Below are 22,460 nucleotides of genomic sequence, written 5' to 3'. Positions count from 1 at the left end.
GAGCCAGTGAGTGAAACACTGGCTCCCCCTCACCCGAAGCCTTCGCTATCGCTCAGGCTTCGACCTCTCCCCGCAAGCGGGGCGAGGTAAGACAGGCGACGATCTACCCAACCGCCGCCAGTGCCGCGATCAGTTTCGTTGCGTTGTCTTCCAGCACCTTCGGGTCTTCCTTGCGCGACGCCGGCGGCAGCAGGCCGACATTGTCGTGGCGCGGCATCACGTGCATGTGCAGGTGAAACACTACCTGGCCGCCGGCGGCTTCCGAATACTGTGCGACGGTCATGCCGTCGGCCTTGAAGGCCTGTTTGCAGGCGGCGGCGATCTTGTGGGCGGCGCGGATGACATGGGCATAGTCGTCCGGTGTGATGTCGAAGATATTGCGCGCGGGCGCCTTGGGGATCACCAGCGTATGGCCGGGGGAGCGCGGCATGATGTCCAGGAAGGCCAGAACGTGGTCGTTCTCATAGACCTTGTAGCAGGGGAATTCGCCGCGCAGGATCTTGGCGAAGATGTTGTTCGGGTCATACGCGGTCATGGAATCCTCCGGGAAATTTCGGCGCAAATTTTGGCGACTGTCGCCGCCAGAGGGGAGCCGGTCAAGACGGCTTAATCCTGCTCGTCGCCCTTCCTGAACGGGCCGGCCTCGGTCAATTCGCGGACAGCCTCCGCGACATATTCGCGCTCGCGCTGAAGATATTCGCCGACGGCCTGACGCAGTCCGCGATCGGCAATGTAATGCGCCGAATAGGTGGTCTGCGGCAGATAGCCCCGTGCGATCTTGTGTTCGCCCTGGGCACCGGCCTCAACGGTCTTCAACCCGCGGCGAATGGCGAAGTCGATGGCCTGATAGTAGCAGACCTCGAAATGCAGGAACGGGTGATGCTCGATGGCGCCCCAGTGGCGGCCGAACAGTGTGTCCGAACCAATGAAGTTGATGGCGCCGGCGATCCACTTGCCGTCGCGCCTGGCCATGATCAGCGCGACATTGTCGCTCATGCTCTCGGCGATCAGCGCATAGAACTCACGCGTGAGATAGGGGCGTCCCCATTTGCGCGAGCCGGTCTCCATGTAGAAGGCGAAGAACGCGTCCCACGCATCCTCGGTGATCTCGCTGCCGGTGAGGGGGTGGATGGTGATGCCATTGGCCAGCGCATCGCGGCGCTCGCGCTTGATCGCCTTGCGATGGCGCGAATTCAGCGTTGCCAGGAAATCGTCAAAGGTGGCGTAGCCATCATTGCGGAAATGAAACTGCTGGTCGGTCCGCTGCAGGAAGCCGCGTGCGGCGAGAAATTGCCATTCGCTCTCGCGCGCGAAAGTGACATGGACAGACGATGCATCGGTGGCCTCGCAGAGACCGACGAGGCCGCCGGCCAGCGCCGCGCCGACGCGTTCCACATCGACGCCGTCGCGGATCAGCAGGCGCGGGCCGGTGGCGGGCGTGAACGGAACCGAGGCCTGCAGCTTCGGGTAATATTGCCCGCCGGCGCGCTCATAGGCATCGGCCCAGCCGCGGTCAAACACGTATTCGCCCTGCGAGTGCGATTTCAGATAACAGGGCACGACACCGACGATACGGCCATCACTCTTGGCGATCAGATGGCGCGGTCCCCAGCCGGTGCGGGCGCAGGCCGAATTCGACTTCTCGACGGCCGTGAAAAAGGCATGGGACACGAACGGGTTGTAATTGGCTTTTGAGGCGCAACCGTTGGCTGCCGGGGCCAGCGTATCGAGGCTCTCAATGCCACCGAGATCGGCATGGCCGGTGGCACAGGCATCCCAGTCCGTGGCCGGAATCTGGCTGATGGACGCCACTGCTTCGAGCGTAATATCCGATGACGTCATCAATCACTTGAACCGGTCATATGCGATCAACCGTCGCGGTGACCGCTCCTAAGATTGTGCATCGCGCCGGACAGTTCAAGGGTAACGTCCGGGCGCGTAGGATGGGTAGAGCGGAGGCGCATCGCGCCGGAGCGAAACCCATCACTCGCTGGGAAAGCGATGGGTTTCGCTGCGCTCTACCCATCCTACGCGCTTGTGGCTATGGCACGAAGCCCTCGAACGTCATCTGGTCGGCATAGCGGGCGGTGATGGCGCGCTGTTCCGGCGTGCGCACGGTCCAGGTCAGGAGCGCGCAGCCGAACAGGTTGCGGGCGATCCAGGGCGCCGGGGCTGGCAGTTCCTTGACCCAGTAGGAGACGAAATGCGGCCGGGTGCGGAAGGCATGGCGGAGATGGCGCATGCCGTCGCGCTGGGCTGGCGTCAGTGTCAGCCACTCGCCGTCGTCATAGGTGCGCTGGGCGGTGATGCCGCGCGGGATCTCGGGGGCGATCTCGCGCATCGCGAGAACCTGATCGGGATCGAACGACATCCAGGCAACCGGCCCGCGATAGATTTTCAGAATCTCGGCGACGCGGGTGACCAGTTTGCGGTCGCCATCGAAATGGCTCTTGATCTCGATCACGAGTCCGACGCGGCCGTCGATCAGTGCAAGCAGATCGCCGAGCGACATCATGCGCTCGGGCGTGTCCTTGAAGGCTATTTGCTTGAGTTCGGTGGAGGTCTTCGTGAGCAGAGGACCGGAGCCCTCGGTCAGGCGGCCGAGTTCATCGTCATGATGCACCATCGCCTCGCCGTCGGCGGTGAGCTGCACATCGGTCTCGATGCTGAAGTTGCCTGATATGGCGGCGTGCATGGCGCCGGGCATGTTCTCGATAATGCCGCGGGTGCGATCGTGCAGGCCACGATGCGCGACCGGCCGGGCGATAAGCCAGTCAGGTGCGCGCATCGGGATTGTCCTGAATCAGAGCGTTTTCAAGCGAAGTGGATACCGGTTCGCGTGAAGAAAACGCGTCAAAACGAAAAGCTAGATGACTTCGAACACGGCGTCGATCTCGACCGCGCAATCGGCGGGCAGCGAGGCGACGCCGACAGCGGCGCGGGAGTGCCGGCCCTTGTCGCCGAAGGCGGCGACCATCAGGTCCGATGCGCCATTGATGATTTTCGGCGCGTCAATGAAATCCGGCGTCGAATTGACGAAGCCGCCGAGACGGACGACTCGGGCCACCTTGTCGAGATCGCCGAGCGCAGCCTTGACCTGGGCCAGGATGTTGATGGCGCAGCCGCGCGCCGCATTGACGCCCTGTTCGAGGGTGACGCCAGCGCCGAGCTTGCCCTTGGCGATCAGCTGGCCGTCGGCGCCCATGCAGATCTGGCCGGAGACGAACAGCAGATTGCCCGTGCGGACGAAGCCGACATAATTCGCCACCGGGCTCACCGGCTCGTGAAGTTTGACCCCCAGATCCGCAAGTTTCTGCTCGACCGTTCCTGCCATCGTGATTCCCCAAACAATTGATGATGTGCCTGAACAAAAGTCCCCAAAGGGTTCAGGCACTGTCTGTTTCACCCATACCGCGTCGCCGCGCAAGTGACGATCGGGCGACACCGGGTCGCCGCCGCAACTGTGCGGATTTGGCAAGATTCGCTGCAGAATATGGCATTTCCGCAGTGCGAATCCGACGTGGCCGTAGTTGCGACGCAATAGGACGCTCTCTATTGTTATAGTTCCAGAATCCAGGGAAAACCCATGCGCCGCATTTCCTCCGTTTCGCGCCTCCAGGCTGCTTCGCTGGCACTGACCATTGCGACCTTCGTAGCGCCGGTGTCGGCATTCGCGGCTCCGCCTGCTGCGGGCACGCCGTTCGTCGCGCATCAGGCGCTGTATGAGCTGAAGCTGTTGAAGTCGCGCGGCAATGCCAGCGTCAACAGCGCCAGCGGCCGCATCCTCTATAACTTTACCGGCAGCGCCTGCGAAGGCTACACGTCGGATTTCCGTCAGGTCTCGGAGCTCAACAGCGGCGAGGACAAGACCACGCTGAGCGATCTGCGCTCCACCAGCTGGGAAGCCGGCGACGGCAAGAGCTATCGCTTCAAGATCGACACCCGCATGAATGACGGTGATGCCAGCGCCGTCGACGGCATGGCGGAGCGCGAGGGCGATCACGTCACCGTCAAGCTGAAGCAGCCGGTAGCGAAGACCTTCACGCTGGAGGGTTCCACCGTATTTCCGACCGAACAGATCCACCGCATCATTGCCGCTGCACGCGACGGCAAGTCGGTGCTGGAACTGAATGTCTATGACGGGTCGGATACCGGCGAGAAAGTCTACAGCACGCTCACGGTGATCGGGCAGGCGATCCCTGGGGATCGCAAGGTGAGCGAACCCGATCCTTCGACGGGCGATGACGGGATGAAAAAGCTGACGCGCTGGCCGGTCACCGTCAGCTATTACGACAAATCGGCCAAATCCTCCGACGGCGGCGAGCAGACACCGGTCTATGCGATGTCGTTTGAACTCTATGAGAACGGCGTCTCGCGGTCGCTGATGCTGGACTACAATGACTTCGTCATCGGCGGCGCCATGAGCAAGTTCAATGTGAAGGACAGCAAGCCTTGTAAGTGAGGGATGCCCCTCGCCCCGCTTGCGGGGAGAGGGTGGCGCGGACGAAGTCCGCGACGGGTGAGGGGGACTCTCCGAGAGCTGAGCAGGTGGAGAGTCCCCCTCACCCGACTTCCACGCGCTTCGCGCGTTTCAGTCGACCTCTCCCCGCAAGCGGGGAGAGGTGAAGTTCGTCACTCCGCTCTCGACAGCCGCATGCTGTCCAGCAAACGCAGGCCACCGCCGCTTTCACTCTTCAGCAGCTTCTTCACCGCGCTCGATGCCGCGATCTCGTAATGGTCGGCATAGGCTTCGTGGTTCTTCTCGATATCGTCGAGACGATACAGATAGTTCACCATCAGGCTGGCGGACTCGCGCAGGCCCTTGGCTGACGTGTCGCCGAGCCAGTCGATGCGCTCCAGCCGTGCGCCGTTGCCGAGATGGAAACGGGCGACGGAATCGATCGGGCCGCCGCGCGGGCTCTTGGCCTTCAGGAAGTAATGCGCAGCGAGCTGCTCCATCACGGGCTTGAGCTGCGCCGTCAGCGCGGTGTCGTTGACCCATAGCGGATCGGCGAGCATGTCGACCAGCGCCTGATCCTCATTGGACAGGTTGAGGTCATCGGCCTTCTTGAGCCACTTCATGAAACCCGGCACTGGCGACAGCGTCACGAACGTGTCGAGCTTCGGCAATTCGCGGCGCAGTTCCTCGACCACCTGCTTGATCAGGAAGTTGCCGAAGGAAATACCGCCGAGGCCGCGCTGGCAGTTGGAGATCGAATAGAACACGGCGGTGCGTGCGCGCTCGATCGGCACCGACTGGCGATCGACCGCGAGCAGCGGCGCGATGGCGCCCGGAATGGTTTCGGTGAGCGCAACTTCGACGAAGATCAGCGGTTCATCGACAAGCGCAGGGTGGAAGAATGCATAGCAGCGGCGATCCACGGGATCGATGCGGCGGCGCAGATCGTCCCAGTCGTGGATCTCATGCACCGCTTCATATTTGATGACTTTTTCGAGCACATTGGCGGGCGTGGACCAGTCGATCTTGCGCAGCACCAGAAATCCCCTGTTGAACCACGATGCCAAGAGATGAACGACGTCGCGATCGACGGCGTTGAGGTCTTTGTTACCATTCTTCAGATCGAGAAGATCTTCACGCATCTTCACGAGTTCGCTGGTCGCGTTCGGCGCGCGGTTCAGCCGGCGAAACAGTTCCTGTCGCTGCGGCTCGGATGCGAAATGCAATTCGCCAGAGACGTCACCGGTCGGCTTGGCACGCCATGCTTCGATGGCCTTTTCAAGCTTGTCACGATCGGGACCGTAATTCTGTGCGAGGTTCTCGAAGAAGGTGAGGCGGCCGGCCTCGTCGAGACTCTTGTAGCGATCGAGCACGCCGCGCGCGAGGACCGTGCCGGACGCTTCGCCGCGTCCTGACAACAGCTCCGTACAGAGTTCGATCAAATCCGATGCGTTCTGTTTAGGATCGACAGATGCGGGACCGAGCCGCAGCAGAGTGCGTCCGCGTTCCGAGATGGATGCGAGGAGGTCGGAGAAGAAGGAGTCATTGCTCATGGTGAATCAATTCCCGGGCTGGCAGTTCAACCAGTCTGCTTCAATATAGCCCATAGCGAGGCATATTGCGCGATCATTTGAAGCATGAAACAATTGTGAGTGGGGAGCGCTTCGGCAAGAGAATTGCATTCGTTTCTGACTGCGGCCGGATCGCTGAAAACAGAGGAATTCAGGATGAAGCGGATCGCATCGAAGCGTGGTGTTGTGGCGGCTCTGGCACTCGGAGCGTTGCTGAGCAGTGGCTCGGCATTTGCCCAACAAACCATCAAGGTTGGCTGGACCATCCCGGCCGAAGAATCCAAATACTGGATGATGAAGCGTCCGCAGGAATTCGCGGATCTCGGCAAGAAATACAATATCGAGTGGGTGCAGTTTCAGGGCACCGCGCCGATGACGCAGGCACTCGCGGCCGGCGCGCTGGACTGCGCGACGCAATCGGTGCTGGCGCTCGCGCAGGGCGTGCAGAGCGGCAACCTCAAGGCTTCGATCGTTGCGCAGCACGTGTTCGAAAAGCCGGGCAGCTTTTCGGTCTATTGGGCGGTAAAGGACGACTCGCCGATCAAGACCATCGCCGACCTCAAGGGGAAGACGATGTCGATCAACACGCTGGGCTCCGGCATCTATGGCCCGATGGCGATCCTGCTGAAGCAGGCCGGTCTCGATCCCGCCAAGGACGTCAAGCTGGTTGAAGTCGGTTTCGCGCTCTCGGAAGAAGCACTGCGTTCGGGCCGCGTCGATTCCGCCGTGATGAACCAGCCTTTCGCCGCGCGCATGGAAGCCAAGGGCGGCACCCGCAAGCTGTTCTCGCTGTCGCAGCAGCAGGACGGCATCGTGCATATTCTCGAAGCCTGCCGTGCCGACTTCATCGAGAAAAATCCGGAACTGGCCAGGATGTATGTGCGCGATCTGACGCTGGGCATGCAGAAGGCGTTGGCCAACCGCGATGAAACGCTGAAGGTCGTCAATGAAGTGATGAAGGCGCCGATCCCGGTGCTGGAAACCTACCTGTTGAAGGATAACGACTTCGCACGCGACCCCGGCGCCGCGCCGAATTTCGATGCGATCCAGAAGATGCTCGACACCTATGTCGAGTCCGGAATGCTGCCGAAGAAGCTCGACGTTTCCGAGCTGAAGGGCAAGGTCGTCGCGCCGATCAAGTAACGGCGAGCTGCATCAGTGACTACGTCATGGCCGGGCTTGCCCCGGCCATTTTCGTTTCGCGCCCCTCTATCAGCCGTCATTGCGAGGAGCCTTTGCGACGAAGCAATCCAGTTCTTCCTTCGCTTGTGGCTTTCTGGATTGCCGCGTCGCTTCGCTCCTCGCAATGACGGCCGAGAGGGCGTAGCTTCTACTACTCGCTCGTCGCGTCCGACATACCGCTGTCGATCAGGAGATCCAGCGTGTATTTGATCGTCGCGCGCTCGTCGTCGTTGAAGCGCTTCAGCAGTTCCGCCTCATGTTCGAGCGCAGCCTTCTGCACCGGCTTGACGCGCGCGCGGCCCTTTGCGGTCAGGTAGAGCGTCACGCGGCGCCGATCGTTCGAGGTGCTCTTGCGCTTGAGCAGATCGTCGCGCTCCATGCGGTCGAGCACTTTCGTCAGGCCCGGCTGCTTCATCAAAGCCATTGCGGCGAGTTCGCCGACTGACAGGCCCTCGACATCGGCGAGGCAGGCCAGCACACGCCATTCCGGCACGGTGAGGTCCCATTCTTTCAGCCGCGCGTGAAACGAACTGGAGACGTTGAAGCTGGCGCGCGCTAGCAGATAGGACAGGTAGCTGCGCGCAAAACTGTTGCTGGCCAGGGCCGGCGCACGTGGCTGTGCCTTGTCGATGCGGCGCAGTTGTCCGGAGTGGAAGACGAGGGGGTCGTGATTGCGCTCGACGAAGTGCACGACTTCACCGACCAGGATCGTGTGGTCGCCGCCGGGATAGCGCGCCCAGGTCTTGCATTCGAAGATCGGTGCGAGGCCTTCGATCAGCGGTGCGCCGCTGATGCCCGGCGCATGGGCGATATCAGCAAACTTGTCGGAGCCGCGACGGCCGAAACGCATCGCGAGCTCGCCGTGATCGGCACCGAGAAAATGAATAGCGAAAGCGTCGGCTTCGACGAAGGGATCGTGGCTGGGCGAAGATTTGGCGACGCTCCACAGCACCAGCGGCGGATCGAGCGACACAGATGAGAAGGAATTCGCGGTCATGCCGACGGGATGGTCGCCATTGGTGGCGGTGACAACGGTGACGCCGGTCGGAAACTGGCCCAGCGCCTGACGAAAGGTGGCGGGGTTGACCGCCTGCGCCTTGTCCGGGAGCTTGTTATCCGCGACCTTGTCCTGCGCCGTCTTGTCAAACGCCATGGAATTCGCCGCTCCGCGACACCCGCGACTGCCCAAAATACAGCGCCGGATTGTCCTTCAAGATTAAAAATATTCCTTTTCATATAACATGACCGCGCCTATCATCCAACCATAATCGCTTTAAAACACGGAGAAACGGCATGCTGGCGGATCGCATCGAGGCGAAATGGATCGACGCATTCTGCGAGATCTTCGAACGCTGCGCGGTCAAGCCCGGCGACACTGCCGCCATCCTCTCCGAGACGCAATCGCGCGCGCTGAATGTTCACATTGCCGAATTGGCATTGCTCCGCATGGGCGCGCGGCCGTTCCATGTCGTGGTGCCGACGCCGCGCAACAAGCAGGTCGTGCCTATCCGCTCCACCGGCGCGTCCGAAGCGATCCAGCAACTCGGGCCGGTTGTATCAGCGCTGCAGCAGGCCGGCTTCGTCGTCGACTGCACCATCGAAGGCCTGATGCATGCGATGGAAACACCGGAGATCCTGAAGGCCGGCGCGCGCATTCTGGTGATTTCCAACGAGCATCCGGAAGCGCTCGAGCGCATGGTGCCGGACTCGGCGCTCGAGAAGCGCGTGCGCGCGGCGGCGAAGATGCTGCGCGGCACGAAGCACATGAAGGTGACCTCGAAGGCGGGCACCGACCTCGACGTCAACATGGAAGGCGCGGCCACCGTCGGCGTCTGGGGCTGGACCGACAAGCCGGGCACGCTGGCGCATTGGCCGGGCGGCATCGTGGTGAGCTTTCCGAAGAGCAAGACCATCAACGGCACGGTGGTGATGGATGCAGGCGATATCAACCTGACCTTCAAGCGCTATCTGACCTCGCCGGTGAAGATGCTGTTCAAGGACGACTATCTCACCGAACTCACGGGCGAGGGCGCCGATGCCGAGATGATGAAGCGCTATCTCGCCGCCTGGGGCGATCGTGAAGCTTACGCCGTGTCGCATGTCGGCTGGGGCATGAATCCCAATGCGCGTTACGAGGCGCTGCAGATGTATGATCAACGCGACACCAACGGCACGGAGATCCGCGCAGTGGCCGGCAATTTCCTGTTCTCCACCGGCGCCAACGAATTTGCGGGCCGCTACACCGCGGGGCATTTCGATCTGCCGATCTTCAAGACCACAATCACACTCGATGGTGTGGACGTGATCAAGGACGGCGTGGTGCAGGACGTGTTCGGCTGAGTCTGAATACGTCGCTCCAAGCTCCCGGCTATCTGGTCACGGGCACTATGTCTTCTGCCGAGATCAAGCCGGCCTGAGGCAGCCGATAGCCCTTAACGATGGCATAGATCGCGGGGATCACAATCAGCGTCAGCAGCGTCGACGAGATCATGCCGCCGATCATCGGCACCGCGATGCGCTGCATGATCTCCGAGCCTGTGCCGGTGCTCCACATGATCGGCAGCAGGCCCGCCATGATGGCGACCACCGTCATCATTTTGGGGCGGACGCGTTCGACCGCACCCTCCATGATCGCATCGTACAGGTCGTTGCGCGTCAGCGGCCGTCCTTCAATGTCCCGTCGCGCCTGGATCGCGGTCAATGCCTGATTCAAATAGATCAGCATCACCACGCCGGTCTCGGCGGCAACGCCGGCCAGCGCAATGAAACCGACGACGACTGCAACCGACAGGTTGAAACCGAGCCACCACATCAGCCAAAGGCCGCCGACCAGCGCGAACGGCAGCGACAGCATGACGATCATCGTTTCGGTGATCGACCGGAAGTTCAGGTACAGCAGCAGGAAGATGATCAACAGCGTCACCGGCACGACGATCTTCAGGCGCGCCGTCGCACGTTCGAGATATTCGTACTGGCCGCTCCACATCACGTAGTAGCCGGGCGGAAATTGAATGCTCGCCTGGACCGCGCGCTGTGCTTCGGCCACGTAGCCGCCGAGGTCCCGGTCGCGGATGTCGACATAGATGTAGGTGGCCAGCTGTCCGTTCTCCGTCCGGATCGACGTCGGCCCTCTCGCCAGCGCAATCCTGGCCACTTCGCCGAGCGCGACCGCGCCACCTCCGGGCATCGGCACCAGCACGTCGCTGGCGATGGCCTGCGGGCTGTCTCTGAGGTCGCGGGGGTACCGCATGTTGACGGTGAAGCGTTGCCGGCCTTCCACGGTCGTTGTCACCGTCTGGCCGCCGAGCGCGGTTCCGATCACGTCCTGAACGTCCTGGATCAGGATGCCGTAGCGCGCCAATGCCTCTCGATCCGGTGTCACATCGAGGTAGTAGCCGCCGATGCCGCGCTCGGCATAGGCCGACGACGTGCCCGGCACCGCCTTGAGTACCTGCTCGATCTGCCTGGCAAGCCGGTCGATCTCGACGAGGTCGGTGCCGATCACCTTCACGCCGATGGGCGTGCGGATGCCCGTCGACAGCATGTCGATGCGGGCCTTGATCGGCATGGTCCAGGCATTCGACACGCCCGGAAACTGCAGCGCCTTGTCCATCTCGGCGATCAGTCCATCGACCGTGAGACCGGATCGCCACTCTTCCTTCGGTTTGAGGTTGATGATTGTCTCGAACATTTCGGAGGGCGCCGGATCAGTCGCCGTGGCAGCGCGCCCCGCCTTGCCGTAGACCGAAGCCACCTCCGGAAACGATCGAATGATCCTGTCCTGCATCTGCAGCAGTTCTCCGGCCTTGGTGACGGAGATGCCCGGAAGCGTCGTCGGCATATACATGAGCGTGCCTTCGTTCAGACTGGGCATGAACTCGGTCCCGAGCTGACGTGCCGGCCAGATACTGGCCGCGAGAACGGCGACTGCGAGCAGGACGACCAGCGTCTTCGCGCGCATCACAACGGTGATGACAGGCCGGTAGACCCAGATCAGAAAGCGGTTGATCGGATTCTTGTGTTCCGGAACGATCCGGCCGCGAACGAAGATGATCATCAGGGCCGGGACCAGTGTCACCGACAGGATGGCGGCGGCTGCCATCGCAAACGTCTTGGTGAACGCCAGAGGACTGAACAGCCGTCCTTCCTGCGATTCCAGCGTGAAGATTGGCATGAACGACACGGTGATGATCAACAGGCTGAAGAACAGTGCCGGGCCGACTTCGGAGGCTGCCTCGATCAGAACCTCGACGCGCGACTTGCCGGGATCCGCGCGTTCGAGATGCTTGTGGGCGTTCTCGATCATGACGATGGCGGCGTCGACCATGGCGCCGATGGCGATCGCGATGCCGCCGAGACTCATGATGTTGGAGCCAAGACCGAGCAGCTTCATGGCGCCGAACGCCATCAGCACACCGACCGGCAGCATCAGGATCGCGACCAGCGCACTGCGAACATGCAGCAAGAACAAAATGCAGACGAGTGCGACGACAACGCTTTCCTCCAGCAATGTGTGCTTGAGCGTGGCGATGGCGGCGTTGATCAGGTTCGAGCGATCGTAGACCGGAACGATCTCGACGGACTTCGGCAGACTGCCGGCGATCTCCTTGAAGCGCTTCTTGACGTTCTCGATGACGTCGAGCGCGTTGACGCCGAAACGCTGCAGCACGATGCCGCTGGCGACTTCGCCCTCGCCGTTCAGTTCGGTAATGCCGCGCCGCTCGTCGGGACCGAGTTCGATCCGCGCGACGTCGCGCAGCAGGACCGGCGTGCCGTTGTTCGTCTTGAGCACGACATTGCCGAGGTCGTTGATCGACTTCAGATAGCCCTTGCCGCGGATGACGTATTCGAATTCGGACAACTCCACCGTGCGACCGCCAACATCGGCGTTGCTGGCGCGTATGGCATCGCGCATCTTCTGCATGGTGATGCCGAGGTCGCGCATCCGAAGCGGATCGAGCACGACGTTATATTGCTTGACGAAGCCACCGACGCTGGCGACTTCGGCGACGCCTTCGGCTTTGGCGAGCGCAAACTTCAGATTCCAGTCCTGGATTGCCCGTGTGTCAGCAAGGTTCAATTCCCTGGACATGATCGCGTACTGGTAGACCCAGCCGACGCCAGTGGCGTCGGGGCCCATCGTCGGTGTGACGCCGGCGGGCAGGCGGGACGTGGCTCCGTTCAGGAATTCGAGAACGCGCGACCGGGCCCAGTAGATGTCGGTCCCGTCTTCGAAGATGACATAGACGAACGACACGCCGAAGAACGAGAACCCGCGCACCACTTTCGACTTCGGCACCGTGAGCATTGCCGTCGTCAACGGATAGGTGACCTGATCCTCGATCACCTGCGGCGCCTGGCCGGGGTACTCGGTATAGACGATGACCTGCGTGTCGGAGAGATCCGGGATGGCGTCGAGCGGCAGATGCGCCAGCGCGTAGATGCCCGCGGCTGCGGCGAATCCTGTGCCGAACAACACCAGCAGCAGATTACGCGCCGACCATGCGATGATGCGGGCGATCATTGTGGGCTCCTCGCGTCGGAAAAGCCCTTCAACGCGGCCTTCAGATTGCTTTCTGCATCGATCAGGAAATTGGCCGAAATGACGACTGGTTCGCCGTCTGCGACTCCCTCGCGGATTTCGACGTAGCCGCCGCCGCGACGGCCGAGTCCGACGCCGCGCGGTTCGAAGCGACCCTGTCCTTTGTCGATGAACACCGATTGCCGGGTGCCGGTGTCGATCACAGCGCTCTCCGGGACGGACACGACCGGATCCGCACTTCCGGTCTCGATCGAAGCGTCGATATACATGTCCGGTAGCAGAGCGAGATCGGCGTTTGTGAGTTCGATACGGACGCGTGTCGTCCGGGTCTCGCGATTGACCTGCGGGTAGATCACGTTGACCTTGCCTGCAAACTGCCTGCCGGAGAGGCTACGCGTCCGGACATTCACCGGCTGTCCGACGGCGATGGCTCCAAGATCGCGCTCCGCGACATCGACCATCGCCCAGACCAGCGACGTGTCGGCGATACGAAAGAGGATGTCGCCGGGTTGCGCCCGCATCCCTTCGATGGCGTTGCGCTCGAGAACGATGCCGTCCCGCGGTGCGGCCCACGCGATGGAGATCGGGACGATGCGGCTCTTCTCGATCTCGGCAATCACCGTGTCCGGAACGTCGAGATTCATGATCCGTTGACGCGACCCACGCCCATACAGTCCATCGCCGCCCGTCGTCTTCGACGTGATGGTGGCGACGTATTCCGCCGCAGCGGACGAGATCGCGGGGCTGTAGATATCCATCAAGGGCTGCCCGCTGCGGACCTTCGTGCCGGTGGTGACATCTGCAACCTTCTGCACCCAGCTTTCCGCGCGCATCGAGATCACGGAGATGCGCCGCTCGTCGAGCTGGATCGTACCGGGTGCGCGGATCGTCGTCCGGATCACGCGCTTGGTGGCTGGCTCGGACTTCACGCCCGTGCGCTGTATCTTGCCCGGTGAGAGCTTGACTGATCCATCGTCGGAATCGTCGCCGTCGAAGACCGGGATGTAATCCATCCCCATGGAATCCTTCTTCGGCGTCAGCGACGTGTCCGGCAGTCCCATCGGATTGCGGTAATACTTGATCTTGCGGCTCGTGTCGGTGCCAGCGGACGTTGGCTCCGACATCGGCATGGTCTCCGTGGGGTCTTCGAAGCTGACGTCGGCTCCGGCGGGCACGGCGCGGTAGTCGCGACCTGACGCCGTTCTCTTCGGCGTCAGCGAGTAAGCCGGCTTTCCATCCGGATCTTGATAGTAGATAGGCGCGCCGGCTTCCTGCGCATCGGCGGGGGTGACTAGGGCGAAGGCGCGCGCCGGCGGTCGCTGTGCGATGATGAATCCGCCTCCGGCCGCCGCGATGAACGCGGCGGCGGTGCCAGCTAGAACGGCGCGGTTCATTTCTGCGCCGTGATGACGAGCTTGTTCTCGACGGAGCCGGTTTCTCCCTGCACCTTGGCGCCCAGAGAAAGCTGCCAGCGACCGGCCATTCCGAAAGTGGCCTTGAACTTGTAGGTGCCGGGCTCGGTCCCCGATACTGGCGTGACCTTGGTGGCCATCTCCTGCATGCCGTCAGGAGCCATGTCGAGACGGGTTGCAAAAATGACGGCATCCGGCACGGGCTTGCCAGTCTTGGTGTTCATCAGGCGGACGGTGATGATCTTGTCGGGTCCGGCCTGAACGGACTGATCGACGAGCTCGAACGTGTAGTCCTTGATGTCAGCCAGTGCAGCCGTGCTTGCGCTGCCCAAAGCGACAGCGAGCAACGCAGCCCGGAAGGCGCGCGGGGAGTTAGACGTTTTCATGGTTTGGTATCCTCGATTGAATCTGATGTGCCGCGAACGGCATGCGTTATCCGCGCGCCAGGAGGCAAGCGGCAGCGACGGCGCTCAGCGCCGCTCAGATCGAAGTGCGAGGAGGGTGGTCTGGAGGGGGGCGGTTGACGCCATCAGTCAGCGCGTCATTCAGCACCGAGTGGTAGGTTCGGACGGCGTGGCGAACCGTCATGGGTGGCGCCAGGGAGGGCCCCGCCTGGGCGGTCTTCAACACACAAATCGCGAGAAGTGGACAGTCCTGGCAATCCTTACTCTTCTGTTCGGATGGGCAGCAGGGCATGTCTCCAGACATCGCCGACATGTCGGTCATCGTGGCCGACGGCCCGTTGGCAGCCGCCGGAGTCACCATTGGCGCCACCGAGAGGCCGATGGTCACGAAGATCGCCAGAAAGAGTTTCAGGAGCCGACGAAGATCCATATTCGACCATCTCACGGCCACCACAGCGTGGGAAGCCCGGGCACATCACAAGTTCGCAATCCCTATGGGGATTATGTCCTTGGCTTCTCGGGCCCGTCATAGGCGATGCCGCGGATCACCGCGGCGCTGCCGAACTTCTTTCTGAGATCGTCCATCGCCCGCTCGGCATGCGACGAGCGGCGGTCGAGCATGTTGTCGTCGCCGGCCTCGTTGCCGGGCTTGAGCGCGCTGACACCAGTGCCGATCAGGCGGAAGGCGGTGCCGTCGATTTCCTTTGCCAGCATCTCGCGGCTGATATCGAAGATGCGCGCGGCCATCTGCGTCGGCGACTGGATCGACTGCGAGCGGGTGCGCTGGCGGAAATCCGCGGTCTTGAGTTTCAGCGTCACCGTTGTGCCGGACAATTCGCTGCTCTTGAGACGCGATGAAACCTTCTCCGACAGTCGCCACAGAATCTTTTCCAGCGTGGCGTAGTCGCGGATGTCCTCGTTGAACGTCGTTTCGTTGGAAATCGTCTTGGCGCCGCGATCGGCGACGACAAGGCGATCGTCGATGCCGCGGGCGAGGCGCCACAGCCTGCGGCCTTCGCCGCCGAACTGTTTCATCAGGTCGGTCTCATCGGCGCGCTGTAGATCGCTGATCTTGCGAAAGCCGCGCTGCGAGAGTTTCTCCGCGGTCGCCGGGCCGACGCCGTAGATGAAGCTGACGGGCCGATCCGCGAGCATGGCCACAGCGTCTTCCTGATCGAGCGTGGCGAAGCCGCGCGGCTTGTCGAGGTCGCTGGCAATCTTGGCGAGGAATTTGTTGACCGACAGGCCGACCGAAACCGTGATGCCGACAGTTCGTTCGATGTCGGCCGCGAATTTCGCCAGCACCTTGGCGGGGATCATGCCGTGGACGCGCTGCGTGCCTGAGAGATCGAGAAAGGCTTCGTCGATCGACAATGGTTCGACCAGTGGCGTCAACGCCTGCATGGCATGGCGGACCTCGCGGCCGACGCGGACATATTTCGCCATGTCGGGCCGCACCACGACGGCGTCGGGGCAGAGATCGAGCGCCTTGAACATCGGCATCGCCGAGCGCACGCCATAGGTGCGCGCGATGTAGCAGGCGGCGGACACCACGCCGCGCTTGCCGCCGCCGATGATGACGGGCCGATCGACGATGTCGGGATTGTCGCGCTTCTCAACGGTGGCGTAGAACGCATCGCAGTCGATATGTGCCAGCGTCAGGGACGGCAGCGCGTGGTGTCGCACCAGGCGCGGCGACCCGCATGACGTGCAGCGCTTGACGCGTGCATCCAGATCGACAAGGCAATCCCGGCAGAAGCAGCGCGGTCCGCTCAGCTCTGCCGGAGAGGGGCTCACGTAAAGTCCTGCCCGCGGGGATCGAGCGCCTGCCGTGCGGCGGCGATGGTGGTCGGGTCCAGTTGCGACGACGCCGAAAACGCCTTCACGGTCTCGTCGTCGCGCAGCACGAAATCGAGCACGCTGACGAGGAACTGTGGATCCTTTGCAGCCGAGCGGAGGGTCTCCGGACCGATTCCGCTCTCGGACAGGAACAGGCCCAGCCGCTCGGGGTCGCCGGCAACGAAGGACAGCGCCTGAATCGCAACGATTTCAGCAACTTCGCTGGGGTGGCGCTGGGGTTTTTTCATCACGCGTGTTTGCCTTTCCGTAACTTATCGTCTCTATTTTAAGTCATCATGCCCGAGTCACCGGGGCGATTCCAGTTGCAGGGATACGCGCGGTACACGGGCACTTCGGCGGGGTGGCCGAAGTGAATTTGGAAGTTCGCTTCGAACATCACATTGGCCGGTGACGCAGGGCAATCATGCCCAGCGAAACAAGAACGCTCGTGTTCTGGATTGGAGGGCGGGATGGCAAAAACCGTCCTGATCGTGGAGGACAACGAGCTCAACATGAAGCTCTTCCGTGACCTGCTGGAAGCCCATGGCTATCAGACTGTCGGCACGAGCAATGGCTATGAAGCGCTCGATCTTGTCCGCTCGCTCCGCCCCGATCTCATCCTCATGGATATTCAGCTACCGCAGGTCTCCGGTCTCGAAGTGACCGGCTGGATCAAGAAGGATCCTGCGATCAGCATGATCCCCGTCGTCGCCGTCACAGCCTTCGCCATGAAGGGCGACGAAGAACGTATCCGCGAAGGCGGCTGCGAAGCCTATTTGTCAAAGCCCATTTCGGTCGGAAAATTTATCGAAACCGTGCGTCGGTTCATCGGTTAGGGAGTTCCCTATGTCAGCGCGTATTCTTGTCGTCGATGACATCCCCGCCAACGTGAAGCTTCTGGAAGCCCGTCTCTCGGCGGAGTATTTCGACGTCATCACCGCGTCCAACGGCGCACAGGCGCTGGAAGTCTGCGCGCGTTCCGAATGCGATCTGATCCTGCTCGACGTCATGATGCCCGACATGGACGGCTTCGAAGTCTGCCGTCGCCTGAAAGCCAATCCGAAGACGCATTTCATTCCGGTGGTGATGGTCACCGCGCTGGATTCACCGTCGGATCGCGTGCGCGGTCTGGAAGCCGGCGCCGACGACTTTCTTACCAAGCCCGTCGCCGATGCCGTGCTGGTGGCGCGCGTGCGCTCGCTGACGCGTCTGAAGATGATGACCGATGAGCTGCGCATGCGCGCCATCACCTCGCTGGAAATCGGCGTGCAGGCGCCTGAGCGCAGCGCCGTGTCTGATCTGGGTGTGGGTGGACGCATCCTGCTGGTTGACGATCGTCCGTCATCCTATGAGCGGCTGGCACCTGTCCTGTCGGCCGAACACACCGTCGATGTCGAACCCAATCCGACCGAGGCGCTGTTTCATGCCGCCGAGGGCAATTACGATCTGCTCATTGTCTCGCTGAGCCTCGAGAATTACGACGGATTGCGGCTGTGCAGCCAGGCGCGCTCGCTGGAGCGCACGCGGCAGATTCCGATTCTCGCGATTGCTGATGCTGATAACAATCCGCGGCTGTTGCGTGGTCTCGAGATCGGCGTCAACGACTACCTGATGCGCCCGGTGGACAAGAACGAGCTGCTGGCCCGCGCCCGCACGCAGGTCCGCCGTCGCCGTTACACCGATCATCTGCGCGACAACGTTCAGCACTCCATCGAAGCTGCGATCACCGACGGGCTCACCGGACTGCACAACCGTCGCTACATGGAAAGCCATCTGGAAACGCTGGCAGAGCAGGCGGCCACCCGCGGCAAGCCGCTGGCGCTGATGATGCTCGATATCGACTTCTTCAAGTCGATCAATGACAATCATGGCCATGATTGCGGTGACGACGTGCTGCGCGAATTCGCCGTGCGCATTCGCAAGTCGATCCGTGGCATCGATCTGGCCTGTCGCTACGGCGGCGAGGAATTCGTCATCGTCATGCCGGAAACCGACATGCATGTGGCCAGCATGGTCGCCGAACGTCTGCGCCGCTCGATCGCCGGCGAGCCGTTCTCCATCGACAAGGGCAACAAGCGCATCGAGGTCACGATCTCGATCGGGTTGTCGACGCTGGAGAAGAAAGGCGAGCCCGTCGCCGACGTGCTCAAGCGTGCCGACGTGGCGCTGTATCGCGCCAAGCATGATGGCCGCAACCGCGTGGTTGCTGCGGCCGCCTGAGTTACTATCAGAGCCGCGTTCGCGCTGACGGCTGCGACCATCGGGACGGCGGCGAGATCGGGCGCGATCCCGTATCGAAGGTCTGTGAGACCTGCCGGGACGAACAGAACGCCGGCCGTGTCATGCGTTCCCGCAGATAGGCGTCGGCTTCCTTGGTCGGCAATTCCTTGTCGATCACCAGCTTGTCGAGTGCGCAGGCAAGGGCATCGGCGCCGGGCTTGGTGCCCGTCGCATCGCAGGTCCAGCCGGCGACAAATACCACGTTCGTGTCGAAGCGTGAGCTGAAGGCTAGGCACTGTTTCCAGCGACCATCGGCCTCGATGCGCATTTCAACGGCATGGTAGGGACCGTAGCGCGTCTCGAGATCGAAATGCCCGGCGAGCGTCCGGAAATTGAGATCAGTGAGCAAGCCGTTGCTCAGCACACCCATGCCCGGCGACGTCATTCCGCTGCCACGGCTCGGGAATGTGATCGCCAGCGCCAAGTCCGTCGTGCGATTTTGCAGCGTACCATAGCGCAGGATGTCGATCCGCGCCTTCGATGCGCGCGAAACGATGTCGGTGCTCACGGGAAGTCTGGCGATACTCCCGTCTGCAATCCTGAAAGCGGGCTTGTCATCGATGATGCGGGTTCGGTTGTGCCACTGCCAGATCAAGGCGAGGGCGATGATCCCGAAAACGATCATTCCGAAGAAATAGAATGCGTAGCGGACGGCGATGCCTGCCATGGACACGGCGGAGGTGAGCTGGCCAGCCGTCGTGTCTGTGTCGCGAAAAGACAAGGGTCGCTCCCGATGCAAATCAATTGCGTCGAATGATACCGACTTGTCGCACGAAATGACGTGAATACCGTTTCAATCGCAGGCTTCATGCCCGCCATAGTTGTGGCAGGGTAAACACGATACTGCACGCATCGCTAAAATTGAAACGATTGAGCTCGGCTTCTTACTTAACCTCGCCCCGCGCGTTGCGCGGGAGAGGTCAAAAGAAAACGGGGCCCGATAAGGGCCCCGTTCAAAATCCGTCAGCAGCTGTAATCAGCGCTTACTTGATCTTGGCTTCCTTGAATTCGACGTGCTTGCGCGCGACCGGATCGTACTTCTTCTTGACCATCTTGTCGGTCATGGTGCGCGAATTCTTCTTGGCGGTGTAGTAGAAGCCGGTGTCCGCGGTGGAAACGAGCTTGACCTTGATGGTGACCGCTTTGGCCATGGCAGAACCTCTGAATGTCGGGAATCGGGTGACAGCCAGAGAACTGGCCGTGTTGGGGCGCAACCTAGCCCCGAACGCCCCAAAGTCAAGGTTTTCTGGGGCGGTAAATCCGGGGATTTGCGGGTCTTAACCCGGAAAGAAGCGGTTTTTGGGCCGCGGTAGCCCCAAATTCTCGCGGAGCGTCCGGCCTTCATACTCCGTGCGGAAAATCCCGCGCTTCTGGAGTTCCGGGATCACCCGGTCGACGAAGTCGTTCAGCCCCTCCGGCAGATAGGGGAACATGATGTTGAAGCCATCTGAGGCCTCGGTTTCCAGCCATTCCTGCATCTCGTCGGCGATGGTCTGGGGCGTGCCCACGAAGGCGGAGCCGCCATAGCCGCCGAGGCGCTGGGCAAGCTGGCGCACGGTCAGGTTCTCGCGCCGGGCGAGGGCGATGACGCGCTCGCGGCCGCTCTTGCTGGCATTGGTCTCCGGGCTCTCGGGCAGTGGGCCATCGGGATCGAAGCCGGAAGCATCGGTGCCGAGATTGATCGAAAGCGAGGCGATGGCATTGGCGTAATGCACCTTGCTGTCGAGCAGCGCGCGTTTCTCTTTAGCTTCCTCGACGCTGTCGCCGACCACCACGAAGGCGCCGGGCAGGATCTTGAGATGATCGCGATTGCGGCCGAGCTTCTCCATGCGGCCCTTGATGTCCGCATAGAGCTTCTGCGCATCGCCGATGGCGCCGCCGCCGGTGAACACGGCTTCTGCGGTTTCGGCGGCAAGCTGCTTACCGTCTTCGGATGCGCCGGCCTGCACGATCACCGGCCAGCCCTGCACGGGCCTGGCGATGTTCAGTGGGCCGCGCACCGAGAGATGTGGGCCCTTGTGATCGAGCACATGCATCTTGTCGGGGTCCATGAAGATGCCGCTCTCGACGTCGCGGATGAAGGCGTCATCAGCGAAGGAATCCCACAGGCCGGTGACCACGTCATAGAATTCACGCGCGCGCTTGTAGCGCTCGGCATGCTCCATGTGATCATCAAGGCCGAAGTTCAGCGCTGCGTCGGGATTGGATGTGGTGACGATATTCCAGCCGGCGCGGCCGCCCGAGATATGGTCCAGCGAGGCGAAGCGGCGGGCGACGTGATAGGGCGCGTCAAAGGTGGTGGAGCCGGTGGCGACGAGGCCGATATTGTCGGTGACGGCGGCCAGCGCTGACAGCAGCGTGAACGGCTCGAACGATGTCACCGTGTGGCTGCGCTTCAGCGCCTCGACGGGCATATTCAGCACGGCAAGATGATCGGCCATGAAGAAGGCGTCGAACTTGCCGGCCTCGAGCTTGCGGATCATCTGTTTGAGGAAGGGAAAGTTGAAGTTGGCGTCAGGCTGAGCGCCGGGATAGCGCCATGCGCCGGTGTGGATGCTGATCGGGCGCATGAAGGCCCCGAGCTTCAACTGACGCTTCGCCATCTGGAATTCCCCGTGATGCTGGTCGGGAACAGATAGGGACGCCAGCGCGCGCAGGTAGATGCTGCTCACGAGAAGATTATTGCGATTTCGGGATTATCCGCAGAACCTCATCCTGAGGAGCGGCGTCTTCGCCGCGTCTCGAAGGATGGAGACGGGAGCTCATGGTTCGAGATGGCGCTAAAGTAGCGCCTCCTCACCATGAGGACGGAGCTCACCCCTTCTTCGGATTCAGCGTTGGGTCCATCGCGAATTGCGTTTCCAGGTAGTCGATCATGGCGCGGGTCTTTTGCGGCACGAAGCGGCGCGAGGGATAGACCGCGCTGATCGGCACCGGTTTCGGTTCGAAAGCTTCGAGCAACACAATGAGACGACCGGTCTCGATCTCATCCCTGAAATGCCAGATCGGCACAAACCCGATACCGAGGCCGGACATCACGGCTTCGCGAATACCTTCCGAACTCTGGGTGCGCACCGGTCCCGTGGCTTCGATAGCGATCGGGCCGTCCGGACTTTCGAAGCGCCAGGTCACGCCGCCGGTGAAGCGCGTATAGGGGATGCAACCATGCCCGATGAGATCGTTCGGATGCGCGGGCAGCGTCTTGCCGCGCAGATAGGACGGCGACGCCACCAGGATGCGGCGCGTCACGCCGATCTTTCGGGCGATCAGATTCGGGTCGGTCACGACGCCGGAGCGGATCGCGAGATCGATGCCGTCCTCGACCAGATCGCTGAAGCCGTCACTCATCACGAGGTCGACACTGACGTCGGGGTAACGCGCCAGAAAGCCCTTCAGATGGGGGATCACCCGCAGCCGTCCGAACACCACCGGGAGGGCCAGTTGCAACGTGCCTGATGGTCTGGCCCGGCGGCGTCCCACGGCACCCTCGGCCTCGGCAACGGCTTCCAGCGCCAGTTTGGCGCGTTCGTAGAAGCTGCGGCCGTCATCGGTGAGCGTCAGCTTGCGCGTGGTGCGGGTGAACAACCGGGTGCCGAGATGGTCTTCCAGCGTTGCCACCTGGCGGCTGACGGTCGGCTGGCTGGAATTCTGCTCCTCAGCCACACGGGTGAATGAGCCCGCTTCGACGACGCGGATGAAAGCCTGGAAAAGGGCGACTGTATCGGTCATTCATCCAAAATACGGATAAATAATATCCGAACAAGCCCATAA

General features: G+C 61.9%; 20 protein-coding genes. 5 read left to right on the top strand and 15 right to left on the bottom strand.

Features of this window, described 5'->3' with window-relative positions:
• Positions 1–103 precede the first annotated feature (103 nt).
• The 4 genes from AC1DUY_RS29370 to AC1DUY_RS29355 form a co-directional block, all read right to left on the bottom strand.
• Entirely contained in the window at positions 104–535 is a 432-nt protein-coding gene (locus AC1DUY_RS29370; protein ID WP_184517779.1) for an HIT family protein, read from the bottom strand.
• A gap of 71 nt (positions 536–606) precedes the next feature.
• The gene (locus tag AC1DUY_RS29365) at positions 607–1,842 is read right to left on the bottom strand and encodes a GNAT family N-acetyltransferase (RefSeq protein ID WP_478118888.1); all 1,236 of its coding nucleotides are present in this window, start codon (positions 1,840–1,842) and stop codon (positions 607–609) included.
• Between the two features lie 199 nt (positions 1,843–2,041).
• Complete coding sequence (locus AC1DUY_RS29360) at positions 2,042–2,788, bottom strand: glycerophosphodiester phosphodiesterase (protein ID WP_478118886.1); 747 nt, start codon at positions 2,786–2,788, stop codon at positions 2,042–2,044.
• A 78-nt stretch (positions 2,789–2,866) separates the two neighbouring features.
• On the bottom strand, positions 2,867–3,334 hold the full coding sequence (locus AC1DUY_RS29355) for a RidA family protein (RefSeq protein ID WP_089263740.1): 468 nt from the start codon (positions 3,332–3,334) through the stop codon (positions 2,867–2,869).
• A gap of 252 nt (positions 3,335–3,586) precedes the next feature.
• On the opposite strand from AC1DUY_RS29355, the gene AC1DUY_RS29350 reads away from it, so the two are divergent.
• Positions 3,587–4,462: a cell envelope integrity EipB family protein gene (locus tag AC1DUY_RS29350; protein ID WP_439077521.1), complete on the top strand. Its 876-nt coding sequence runs from the start codon at positions 3,587–3,589 to the stop codon at positions 4,460–4,462.
• 170 nt (positions 4,463–4,632) lie between these two features.
• Here the strand turns inward: AC1DUY_RS29350 and AC1DUY_RS29345 are convergent, their stop codons facing one another.
• Positions 4,633–6,012 (bottom strand): malonyl-CoA decarboxylase, encoded by a 1,380-nt coding sequence (locus AC1DUY_RS29345; RefSeq protein WP_478118884.1) that lies wholly within the window; start codon positions 6,010–6,012, stop codon positions 4,633–4,635.
• A gap of 174 nt (positions 6,013–6,186) precedes the next feature.
• Here AC1DUY_RS29345 and AC1DUY_RS29340 point away from each other — a divergent pair, with 174 nt between their 5' ends.
• Positions 6,187–7,173 (top strand): ABC transporter substrate-binding protein, encoded by a 987-nt coding sequence (locus AC1DUY_RS29340; RefSeq protein ID WP_068732554.1) that lies wholly within the window; start codon positions 6,187–6,189, stop codon positions 7,171–7,173.
• A 190-nt stretch (positions 7,174–7,363) separates the two neighbouring features.
• Here AC1DUY_RS29340 and AC1DUY_RS29335 read toward each other — a convergent pair whose 3' ends face one another.
• Complete coding sequence (locus AC1DUY_RS29335) at positions 7,364–8,365, bottom strand: flavin reductase (RefSeq protein WP_478118881.1); 1,002 nt, start codon at positions 8,363–8,365, stop codon at positions 7,364–7,366.
• A gap of 140 nt (positions 8,366–8,505) precedes the next feature.
• Here AC1DUY_RS29335 and AC1DUY_RS29330 point away from each other — a divergent pair, with 140 nt between their 5' ends.
• Complete coding sequence (locus AC1DUY_RS29330) at positions 8,506–9,552, top strand: 2,5-dihydroxypyridine 5,6-dioxygenase NicX family protein (protein WP_478118879.1); 1,047 nt, start codon at positions 8,506–8,508, stop codon at positions 9,550–9,552.
• 28 nt (positions 9,553–9,580) lie between these two features.
• On the opposite strand, the gene AC1DUY_RS29325 is transcribed toward AC1DUY_RS29330, so the two are convergent.
• The 5 genes from AC1DUY_RS29325 to AC1DUY_RS29305 form a co-directional block, all read right to left on the bottom strand.
• Complete coding sequence (locus AC1DUY_RS29325) at positions 9,581–12,736, bottom strand: efflux RND transporter permease subunit (protein ID WP_478118877.1); 3,156 nt, start codon at positions 12,734–12,736, stop codon at positions 9,581–9,583.
• Positions 12,733–14,148 carry an efflux RND transporter periplasmic adaptor subunit gene (locus AC1DUY_RS29320; RefSeq protein WP_478118875.1) on the bottom strand — a complete coding sequence of 472 codons (1,416 nt, stop codon included), beginning with the start codon at positions 14,146–14,148 and terminating at the stop codon, positions 12,733–12,735. Before AC1DUY_RS29320 ends, AC1DUY_RS29325 begins: the two co-directional genes overlap by 4 nt.
• Positions 14,145–14,552 (bottom strand): FixH family protein, encoded by a 408-nt coding sequence (locus tag AC1DUY_RS29315; protein WP_478118873.1) that lies wholly within the window; start codon positions 14,550–14,552, stop codon positions 14,145–14,147. The genes AC1DUY_RS29320 and AC1DUY_RS29315 overlap by 4 nt, the downstream gene beginning before the upstream one ends.
• A 519-nt stretch (positions 14,553–15,071) precedes the next feature.
• Positions 15,072–16,367: a DNA polymerase IV gene (locus AC1DUY_RS29310; RefSeq protein ID WP_309945264.1), complete on the bottom strand. Its 1,296-nt coding sequence runs from the start codon at positions 16,365–16,367 to the stop codon at positions 15,072–15,074.
• On the bottom strand, positions 16,364–16,657 hold the full coding sequence (locus AC1DUY_RS29305; RefSeq protein ID WP_092144364.1) for a DUF3572 domain-containing protein: 294 nt from the start codon (positions 16,655–16,657) through the stop codon (positions 16,364–16,366). The genes AC1DUY_RS29310 and AC1DUY_RS29305 overlap by 4 nt, the downstream gene beginning before the upstream one ends.
• A 222-nt stretch (positions 16,658–16,879) precedes the next feature.
• Between AC1DUY_RS29305 and AC1DUY_RS29300 the strand changes: the two genes are divergently transcribed.
• Complete coding sequence (locus tag AC1DUY_RS29300; RefSeq protein WP_068732379.1) at positions 16,880–17,245, top strand: response regulator; 366 nt, start codon at positions 16,880–16,882, stop codon at positions 17,243–17,245.
• Between the two features lie 10 nt (positions 17,246–17,255).
• Positions 17,256–18,629, top strand: a complete 1,374-nt coding sequence (locus AC1DUY_RS29295) for a PleD family two-component system response regulator (RefSeq protein ID WP_089263751.1) — start codon at positions 17,256–17,258, stop codon at positions 18,627–18,629.
• A 7-nt stretch (positions 18,630–18,636) separates the two neighbouring features.
• Here AC1DUY_RS29295 and AC1DUY_RS29290 read toward each other — a convergent pair whose 3' ends face one another.
• The 4 genes from AC1DUY_RS29290 to AC1DUY_RS29275 all read right to left on the bottom strand — a co-directional run bounded on the left by AC1DUY_RS29290 (position 18,637) and on the right by AC1DUY_RS29275 (position 22,418).
• Positions 18,637–19,410, bottom strand: coding sequence for a hypothetical protein (locus tag AC1DUY_RS29290; protein ID WP_439064175.1), 774 nt, complete (start codon positions 19,408–19,410; stop codon positions 18,637–18,639).
• A gap of 262 nt (positions 19,411–19,672) precedes the next feature.
• Positions 19,673–19,840, bottom strand: coding sequence for a 50S ribosomal protein L33 (rpmG, locus tag AC1DUY_RS29285; RefSeq protein WP_068732385.1), 168 nt, complete (start codon positions 19,838–19,840; stop codon positions 19,673–19,675).
• Positions 19,841–19,966: 126 nt separating this feature from the next.
• Positions 19,967–21,292: an LLM class flavin-dependent oxidoreductase gene (locus tag AC1DUY_RS29280; RefSeq protein WP_478118892.1), complete on the bottom strand. Its 1,326-nt coding sequence runs from the start codon at positions 21,290–21,292 to the stop codon at positions 19,967–19,969.
• 211 nt (positions 21,293–21,503) lie between these two features.
• Entirely contained in the window at positions 21,504–22,418 is a 915-nt protein-coding gene (locus tag AC1DUY_RS29275; protein ID WP_478118869.1) for a LysR family transcriptional regulator, read from the bottom strand.
• Between the last annotated feature and the right edge of the window lie 42 nt (positions 22,419–22,460).

It is taken from the genome of Tardiphaga sp. P4_G1 (genome assembly GCF_056401215.1).
This window is presented reverse-complemented; position numbering and strand designations above follow the sequence as displayed.